General features: G+C 37.7%; 7 protein-coding genes. 4 read left to right on the top strand and 3 right to left on the bottom strand.

The window, feature by feature from the left end:
- Nucleotides 1-307: 307 nt before the first annotated feature.
- From nadR to serB, 3 genes are read right to left on the bottom strand one after another with little or no spacing between them, the layout of a single operon-like run.
- Nucleotides 308-1,552, bottom strand: a complete 1,245-nt coding sequence (gene nadR, locus DK857_RS10000; RefSeq protein ID WP_109394187.1) for a multifunctional transcriptional regulator/nicotinamide-nucleotide adenylyltransferase/ribosylnicotinamide kinase NadR — start codon at nucleotides 1,550-1,552, stop codon at nucleotides 308-310.
- Between the two features lie 11 nt (nucleotides 1,553-1,563).
- Nucleotides 1,564-2,955, bottom strand: a complete 1,392-nt coding sequence (gene radA / locus DK857_RS10005; protein WP_075672711.1) for a DNA repair protein RadA — start codon at nucleotides 2,953-2,955, stop codon at nucleotides 1,564-1,566.
- 38 nt (nucleotides 2,956-2,993) lie between these two features.
- Nucleotides 2,994-3,971, bottom strand: coding sequence for a phosphoserine phosphatase (gene serB, locus DK857_RS10010; RefSeq protein WP_075672712.1), 978 nt, complete (start codon nucleotides 3,969-3,971; stop codon nucleotides 2,994-2,996).
- Between the two features lie 109 nt (nucleotides 3,972-4,080).
- Between serB and DK857_RS10015 the strand changes: the two genes are divergently transcribed.
- The 4 genes from DK857_RS10015 to DK857_RS10030 all read left to right on the top strand — a co-directional run.
- The gene (locus DK857_RS10015) at nucleotides 4,081-4,797 is read left to right on the top strand and encodes a YtjB family periplasmic protein (protein WP_098941880.1); all 717 of its coding nucleotides are present in this window, start codon (nucleotides 4,081-4,083) and stop codon (nucleotides 4,795-4,797) included.
- A gap of 238 nt (nucleotides 4,798-5,035) precedes the next feature.
- Nucleotides 5,036-6,577, top strand: a complete 1,542-nt coding sequence (locus tag DK857_RS10020) for a YjjI family glycine radical enzyme (RefSeq protein ID WP_109402089.1) — start codon at nucleotides 5,036-5,038, stop codon at nucleotides 6,575-6,577.
- Nucleotides 6,549-7,412 carry a YjjW family glycine radical enzyme activase gene (locus tag DK857_RS10025; protein WP_109394190.1) on the top strand — a complete coding sequence of 288 codons (864 nt, stop codon included), beginning with the start codon at nucleotides 6,549-6,551 and terminating at the stop codon, nucleotides 7,410-7,412. The genes DK857_RS10020 and DK857_RS10025 overlap by 29 nt, the downstream gene beginning before the upstream one ends.
- A gap of 111 nt (nucleotides 7,413-7,523) precedes the next feature.
- Nucleotides 7,524-9,157 (top strand): hypothetical protein (locus DK857_RS10030; RefSeq protein ID WP_227003151.1); only part of this gene is annotated, 1,634 nt, incomplete at its 3' end.

Raw genomic sequence — 9,157 nt, forward strand, 5'->3', positions numbered from 1 at the left:
CACCTAATGGCAAAAGAAATACACACCGATAAATCTATACCTGTTATCTATCATAGAGATCCCCGCATTAATTTTCAGTAACCTTCTTCACCTTATTGAAAAAAATAGCATTATTACGCAGATAGCTTATTTAACGGATTTTTTTATATATTTTTATCTTTTGGTAAGTGATTTTGTTCTGATAAGTCATCAGTGATAAAGAATAAAAGGCGTTTACTCAGGAAGAAAAAACATTGCGTTTTGAGGGCAGTGATTATTTTTATTCTTAAATATAAAACGCCCTTGAAGGCGTTTTATATTTATGTTTTTACTCAATATGCTTTGATTGCATCATCAATAATTCTCTGACCAATTCAACGCAACTTAAGAAGCGTTCATCATAATCAGGGGAGTTAACTTTGATATACTCAATATTGTTTTTATCGAGCATTTCCATTAACAAGGTTTGGAAACGCCGACGATCTTTATCACTCCCTAAACTACGCAAACCATCGGCTACCCATGGCGTGTTATTTTCTAGCAAAATAACTAAATCAAAACGGTATTCATCAATCAGAGCTTGAACAAAAGGATGCTCTTTACCTTCATAACGCAAACAGAATGCCTGCGTTGTGACAAAATCCGTATCAACAAAAGCGACTTTATTTGCATATTTAACAGCAAAATCAATATATTGAGCATGCCCTAATGCAATTTTATCGTAGTCGGAATATTGTAATGCCATTTCATCACCACCAAGGTGAGAAAACACATAATCACGACCATATTCCCATGCACTTGTCGTATTGAAAATATTAGCAAGCTTATTCACTAACGTTGATTTACCGCTGGATTCACCACCTAAAATCGCTACTGTGCGCACAAAGAAGGGTTTTACTTCTGTTGGAATATATTCCCAATATTTAAAAGGCGCTTGGCGGATTTGACTGCCACTGATATTCATAAATGAGCGTTCAGGATCAATCAGAACCGTTTCAATACCCAAGAAAGCATTATATTGATCCGCATCTTCCCGTTCACTGGTATAGATAAAATCAGGGGTTATCTGCTTTTCACGCAAAAATGTTTTGATCCCTTCACTCCACATTTCCCAACCATGAGGCTGTGGCTCTATACCGTATTCATCAAACTCATGAATACGGATATTCTTTTGATATTTAAAGGTTTGTAATAACCAGCGTAATCTATCACTGACCGTAGGTTGCTGTGACATCGCACTGTTGATAAAGAGGTTTTTATCACGAGGCTCGTCATGACATAAAATGACATGTAATTCATCGACTTGACTACAAGCACGTTGAATTAAGTAAATATGTCCGGTGTGAAGAGGATAAAATTTGCCAAAAATCACACCGATAGTTTTCTTTTTCACTGGGTATTCTAACCCTAGAAATTGGTGTAATGCCGACATCTTTTGAGCACTGGGACTCTTGATTTTATTATTAATCAATTGGCTAAGATAGCCTTTCGTCATATCACTTTTATCAGCAACTTGTTGTAAAGTATATCCATTTTTTCTGATAGCCTGTTTGATATAATCAAAAGAACCCATACTTTTCTCCTTTAGAAATCTTCCAAATCATCAAGGACAGATAACGCATCTGACAGCTTCTTCACACCATATACTTTCATATCAGGGGGATTTTTTTTCGGCATATTTGCACTAGGTACAATTGCCCGTTTAAATCCATGTTTTGCAGCTTCTGCAATGCGCTCTTGTCCACTAGGTACAGGTCGAATTTCTCCCGCAAGCCCCACTTCACCAAATATCACTAAATCACGCGGTAAAGGGCGATTACGAAAACTTGATACTAATGATAATAACAAGGCTAAATCTGCACTAGTTTCTGTGACTTTTACCCCACCAACTACATTCACAAAAACGTCTTGATCAGACATTTGTAACCCGCCATGGCGATGTAAAACGGCAAGTAAAATAGCAAGGCGATTTTGCTCTAATCCCACCGCAACACGCCGTGGATTAGATAACATTGAGTGGTCAACTAACGCTTGGATTTCCACCAACAAAGGCCTTGTACCTTCCCACACCACCATCACAGAACTACCTGAAGTAATTTCATCACCTCGACTTAAAAAGATAGCAGAGGGATTGCTCACCTCTCGTAATCCTTGCTCTGTCATGGCAAAAACGCCTAATTCATTAACGGCGCCAAAACGGTTTTTATGGCTGCGTAAAGTACGAAAACGAGAGTCTGTTTCACCATCCAACATAACTGAGCAGTCGATACAGTGTTCCAACACTTTAGGCCCAGCCAAGGTGCCATCTTTTGTCACATGGCCTACCATAATAATGGCAACATCATTAGTTTTAGCAAAACGAGTCAGATATGCGGCTGTTTCACGGACTTGAGCAACACTGCCCGGCGAAGATTGAATATCCGCCATATGCATCACTTGAATAGAGTCAATCACCATTAATTTAGGTTGTTCTTGTGAGGCAATTAAACAAATCTGTTCAATACTGGTTTCTGACAACATATTCAGTTCTGCTGTTGGTAAACCTAATCGATGAGCGCGCATAGCGACTTGTTGTAGCGACTCTTCACCCGTGACATACAGTGTTTTCATTTCAGTCGCTAAACGACACATGGTTTGTAGCAATAAAGTACTTTTACCTGCGCCGGGGCTTCCCCCGATTAAAATGGCACTTCCGGGAACAACACCACCACCTAGTACGCGGTCAAACTCTTTAAACCCTGTGGAAAATCGAGGTAATGCTTCAAGGCTAATTTCCGATAATTTTTGAACACGACTAACACCTTTTGCATCACCCGCAAATCCACTAAAACGCTCGTTGCGTGAAGAAGGGGCTGCGGCAAGGCGCACTTCTGTAATTGTATTCCACGCATGACAAGCAGAACATTGCCCCTGCCAGCGAGGGTAATCTGCACCACATTCGTTACATACAAAGGCTCTTTTTGCTGCTTTTGCCACACTTCTCTCCCAACAATAACTATTTTAGAAAAACACCATTAGCGCTCTTCGTGTTTTAAACCACCACTTAAAATACACAATACACCCATTAGATCGGCGTGGCGGATCGCCACTTTTGCCTGAGCATACACTTTAGGTTTTGCATGATAAGCAATGCCAAGCCCTGCTTTTCTCAACATTTTAAGATCGTTTGCACCATCCCCAATGGCAATGGTTTGCTCTATTGGGATCTCTAAATCCTTGGCTAAACGTGCAAGGACTTGTGCTTTATATTTCGCATCAACAATCGGGCCTTTAACTTTACCCGTTAGTTTGCCATCTTTAATTTCAAGATGATTAGCAACAGCAGCCACTAAACGTAATTTTTGTTTTAAGTTATCAGCAAAATAAGTAAAACCGCCAGATGCGATAGCAATATGCCAATCCATCGCCTGAAGCTTTCGAACTAGACTCGTTAACCCTGGCATAAGAGGCAGATCATCCATCACTTTTTGTAAAATAGAAGCATCAGCACCTTTAAGTTCAGCAACACGCAGTTTTAAGCTTTCACTAAAATCCATTTCACCTTGCATTGCTCGCTCTGTTATCGCAGCAACTTTATCTCCCACTCCTGCTAGTTTGGCGATTTCATCAATACATTCAATTTGAATTGCCGTTGAATCCATATCCATCACTAAAAGCCCAGGAGAACGTAAACGAGGAATTTCACCTAGCGGAACGACATCTAGGCCACACTCATCGGATAAACGGCGGATCCGGCGAGTTAGGCTGCCTGCAATACGCACAACTTGGTAATCATCAATGCGCCATGAAGAAACCACGACGATTGCCACACCCAATTTATGTTGGAACTCACTTATTCTTTTCTTATCAAGTTCCCGTCCATAAAGTAACCACCCACTATCTCCAGCACGGTAATCTAGTGGCATTACCTCTTCACCACTGAGTGACAACGGCAGACCTGGCCATTTACGGATTTCATCCGGTAAATAGCAATAGGTCAGACTATTTGACATACTTATTCTCCTGTTTTCCCCTGTCTGAACAAAATAATCGTTATTCAGCCTATTCTATCTCTGGCTCATCTGGCAACATGCACATACTTGCTCACGCAAAAGGATGAACATGCTTAAAGACAAACTAAAATTCAAACTACAAAAAACGGCGATTATACTGATTTGTATCGCACTATTGGCATTTCTTATGCAAGGCGCGTCTTATTTTAGCCGTGCAAATCAGCACGCCCGCATTACTCAGTTTGAAGAACTTGCAAAAACGCTGGCAGAACAAGTTGCGTTCTCTTTATCCACTTATATAGATGACAGTAGCAAAGATAACGTAAATCCCCTCATTATGGCTAATTTAAATCATCTGACTCACGATAGTCGGGTGCTTGATGCCAGTCTTTATTTAGAAGATGGTACACAAATAGCGCATAGTGGTGAAAATGTCACTGTTAAAGAGCGATTAGCACTAGAAGGGCAAAAAAGTGGAGGTTCTTTTAATCACCAACTCGTTGTGCCTGTGCCGGGTAAAGATAAACCCAAAGGCTTTTTAAGGCTTACGCTGGATACTCATCAACTTGTCACTGAATCAAGCCAAGTCGATAACACAACAAATTTATTACGTGTAATGTTATTAGTTGCGCTTGCGATTGGCTTTTTGCTTTCTCATAACCTTCTTCAACTAACCCCCGTTCATTGGCAACAATCTCCTTATTTATTAACCGCCAATTTACCGCCTCGTACTGAAAAAGAAGAGACTGAAGAAAACGAGAGTAATGAAGAAAAAGGATCTACTGAGGAAGATAACGACGCGGAAAATAAAATAGAAAAGTCATAATTTTTATTCTATTGAGAAGTCACTAAGTGGGTTGAGTCATTCATTAGCTGAACTCACTTTTTTTATTTCTGGCTAACCAGAATTTAAATTAGATATATCTAATTTATACGTATTTTCGTGCTATTTCCTTAATCTTTAAAGGGGTTTTGTTTAAAGTCACGGTAAATTCTCACCAAGTCATTAACCTAAAAAGATAAGTTTTAAATCTTTTTCTGGCTCTTTGAGTACTGAGGTGGTTATGACTGAACAATCTGTTATCCAACGTTGTCAACAAATCGTAGAAAACCCAACCCTTTCCCCTGAACAAAAACGTCATTTTCTCGCTTTAGAAGCTGAAAATATGTTGCCTTATCCCTCACTTCCTGAGGATGCAGCTAAAGCGCTTAATGAACGGGTTATCTGTGATATGTATGAAGGTCACGCCCCTTATAAACCACGTTATGTCTTGCCTGATTATGCGAAGTTTTTAGCACAAGGCTCTCGCTATTTAGAACTAGAACCTGCGCAAGATTTTGACGATGCCTTAAACATGCTGACTATTCTTTATCATCATGTTCCTTCTGTAACCTCTATGCCTGTTTACTTAGGCCGCATTGATAAAATCTTACTGCCTTATGTTGGCAACCTTACCGAAGAACAGCTTTACCCTAAATTAAAACGCTTCTGGCGCTATCTTGATAGAACGCTACCAGATGCCTTTATGCACGCCAATATTGGCCCAGAAGACTCTGTCCTTACACGTCTCATTCTTAAAGTGGATGTTGAGCTTCAGCAAGTCGCACCTAATCTCACGTTTATTTATGATGCGAAATCAACGCCTGCTGATTTACTTCACCAAGCTATCACCAATATTTGCCACAGTAGTAAACCTCACATTGCTAATGGTACGTTGCAAGATGCAGTATTTGGCAAAGATGAATACGGAATTGTGAGTTGTTATAATTCTTTGCCTCAAAGTGGTGGAGGTAGCACCTTAGTGCGCATAAATCTCAAAGAGGTTGCACAGCGTAGCCAAAATAGCCCCGATTTTCTTGATAATGTATTGCCTTTTTATATGCAAAAACAAATTGAGATCATTGATGCTCGTTGTGAGTTTCTCTATGAAAAATCTAACTTCTTTAAACAGAGTTTCTTAGTTGAAGAAGGATTAATCTCACCTGATCGTTTTGCCCCTATGTTTGGGATCTATGGCATGGCAGAAGCAGTAGCACTTTTACTTGAAAAAGAAGGTAAAAATGTCGCTTATGGTGATAATGAATCTGCCAACAAACTTAGCTATATGATCAGTGAAAAATTGGCCCAATTTGTTACCAAAACACCCGTGAAATATGGTTGGAAACACAGAGCTATGCTACATGCTCAATCGGGTATTAGTTCAGATATTGGCACAACACCTGCGACTCGTATTCCTTATGGTAAAGAGCCCGATCCTGTTACCCATTTAATGACGGTTGCACCTCATCATCAATTTTATACCTCAGGGATCAGCGATATTTTAACGGTTGATGAAACGATCAAACAAAACCCTGATGCCCTAATGCAACTCTGCTTAGGCGCGTTCTCTTCTGGATTAAGAGAATTTACTGCCAATGTGGGCGGAAATGATCTTGTCCGTGTGACAGGTTATATGGTTCGCTTATCTGATTTGAAAAAGTATAAAGAAGAAGGCTCTCGCCTAAATACCACTTGGTTAGGTGATGAAGCCACAGCAAACTGTCATATTACTGAACGTAAACCACGAGTTATCAGTCATGAACAGCAGATGCGCTTCGATAAGTAAGATCCTCCCCTTCTCTTGTGTTGATGGCCCAGGCAATCGTCTGGCCATCTTCCTACAAGGGTGTAATCTACGCTGTAAAAATTGTCACAATCCCTACACCATGGGGATCTGTGACAATTGTGGTGACTGCATTCCAGCTTGCCCACAGCAAGCACTTTCATTACAAAATGGTGTGATAAATTGGAACAGCGCCAGTTGTGAACAATGTGATACTTGTATTCAGCAATGCCCACGTCAATCAAGCCCGATGACGTTAACTTATACTGTCAATGAATTAATGGCGCTCACCCGTAAATATGCAGCATTTATTAATGGCGTAACAGTAAGTGGTGGTGAATCTACATTACAACTTCCTTTTTTAATTGATTACTTTAAGGCAATCAAGGAAGCACCGGATCTTAAGCATCTTACTTGTTTAATCGACAGTAACGGCACACTTTCACTTAATGGCTGGCAAAAAATCGCCCCTTATATGGACGGTGCTATGATTGATTTAAAAAGTTGGAATGAAGATACTCATATTTATTTAACAGGTCGAGGTAATCAGCGAATTAAAGAATCAATAAAATGGTTAGCTAATAATCATTTACTTACAGAATTACGCCTTTTATATATACCCGAGAAAACTGACTATTTAGAAAATATTGAATTACTTTCTCAATTTATTAATTCACTTGGTGAATCCATATTAATTAGAATTAATGCTTTTCATCAGCATGGAGTATATGGTGAGGCTGGTAATTGGCGTGCAACTTCTCAAAAAGAAGTTATTAATTTAATGAATGAATTCAAAGCTAGAAACATTAATTCAATTAAAATACCAAATGTTTATTAATATATAATAACTTACTCCTATTGGATGCAATAATTATATAATTTTATCTATTTGACTTTAATTAACTCAGAAGATAATCTCATTTAGAAAATCTCTTTATGGGCTCCTGCTATGAAAATAAAATACAAGTCAATATTATTGATAACATACTCAATATATATATTTCCAATTAATTCTCATGCTAATTATAATATAAAAGATATGGGTAATTCAATTTATAAACCTTTCAGTATTTCAAATAATGCAAACCAATACTATCAACTTCGCGAGAAGAAATATGAAGATATTAAATATAGACATGGTAAAATATTAGATAAGGGTACTTATAACCAGAGACTAGTTACCTCCTTTGGAAGTGTCTATATTTATACTGCCATAGATGATGATACGCTTTTAAAGTATAATACTCTTGCAGATAATATAAATAATGAAATTCAAAAAGAGCACCCTTCTTACAACATAAGAAATTCATCATTTTTTGATGAAAGCATTCTGCCCAGTGAATTATTTATCAGCACAGATGGCGGTATAACTCGGAAGAAAATAAATAAAGGGAGCGATGAACGATTAGATACCCTTTATCTAGATAGAAGCTCTTATAATGGTGAAGTTATTGTTGGTTATGCTACAGCGTCTAAATCAAGGTTAACTGAGATAAATTATGACATGGATAATTGCTCAGGTTATCCTTTATGTCATACTTTTATCTACAATAGTAAAAATAATATATTTACAATCCTAGATAATAAGATAAATATTCATCATCTTACTAAAGATGGTAACTTTATTTTGTATTCCTCAAAAAAAGAAAAAAATTTACATATATACGATATAGCTAAAAAAGAAAGTTTTATCCTTAGCATTGAAAATATTAACCATTATTTACCAGAGCACCCTGAAAAAGACCGCTTACTTTTAGAAATAACCTCTCCTCCATTTTTAGATAAAATAAAGAAAAGAAATGTTGATATCCAAAAAGTAAGTGATAATGCTCAGGTAATTATTGGTCAACTCAATAGAAAACTATCTAAAAAACAACTCATTGATGCTGGATATCCTAAAGTAGCTTTTATTGCAAAAAAAGAAGGCCCAATAAAAGAAGTGAACTACTCTGATTTTGGTTCATCCAAACTAACTGCTTTTTCAGAAAATGGCAATTATAGTGTTGGTTGGGGCGAAATTTGGCATGCTGATTATGAAATAAAACTGCCTCATAGCATAAAAAAATCCTCTTCACTTTTTAGCCATGCACTGCTCTATGATTTTTCGAACGATAAACTGAAGAATATAGGTAACCTTTCTGAAAAGGCAGGTGAAACACAATTTAGAAATGCAAGAGCCATGGATATCTCAGCTGATGGGAAATATATCGTGGGATGGTCTGAAACGGATCATTATAATTACGATACTATCCCAAAGGATTCATCAAAAAGAGGCCCAGAAGCGTTTATTATGTTTCATCGTCATGGCTTTCTTTACTTAAATGAAAAAATGTACGATTTAGGAACTCTTGACGAAGGTAATGATTCTGAAGCACATTCAATTACTGACGATGGAAGAATTATTTATGGTTTATCTACTGATAAACATAATAATTGGCGCCAAGTCATTTGGAAAAATAATGAAATCAGTAATGAATATTTTAACAATGAAAAACAAAAATTTGTTGATGAAGCCAAAGAACAACAACGCCTTGCCGAAGAAGCCAAAGAAAAGCAACGTTTGGCTGATGAAGCCAAAGAAAA

It is taken from the genome of Proteus terrae (genome assembly GCF_003144325.1).
GTDB classification, from domain to species: Bacteria; Pseudomonadota; Gammaproteobacteria; order Enterobacterales; family Enterobacteriaceae; genus Proteus; species Proteus terrae.

Bases quoted from the DNA above. Each gene is read 5' to 3' on its own strand.
- serB (WP_075672712.1), bottom strand. From the start codon at position 3,971: ATGTCAAATAGTCTGACCTATTGCTATTTACCGGATGAAATCCGTAAA.
- DK857_RS10015 (WP_098941880.1), top strand. From the start codon at position 4,081: ATGCTTAAAGACAAACTAAAATTCAAACTACAAAAAACGGCGATTATA.
- DK857_RS10020 (WP_109402089.1), top strand. From the start codon at position 5,036: ATGACTGAACAATCTGTTATCCAACGTTGTCAACAAATCGTAGAAAAC.
- nadR (WP_109394187.1), bottom strand. From the start codon at position 1,552: ATGGGTTCTTTTGATTATATCAAACAGGCTATCAGAAAAAATGGATAT.
- DK857_RS10025 (WP_109394190.1), top strand. From the start codon at position 6,549: ATGAACAGCAGATGCGCTTCGATAAGTAAGATCCTCCCCTTCTCTTGT.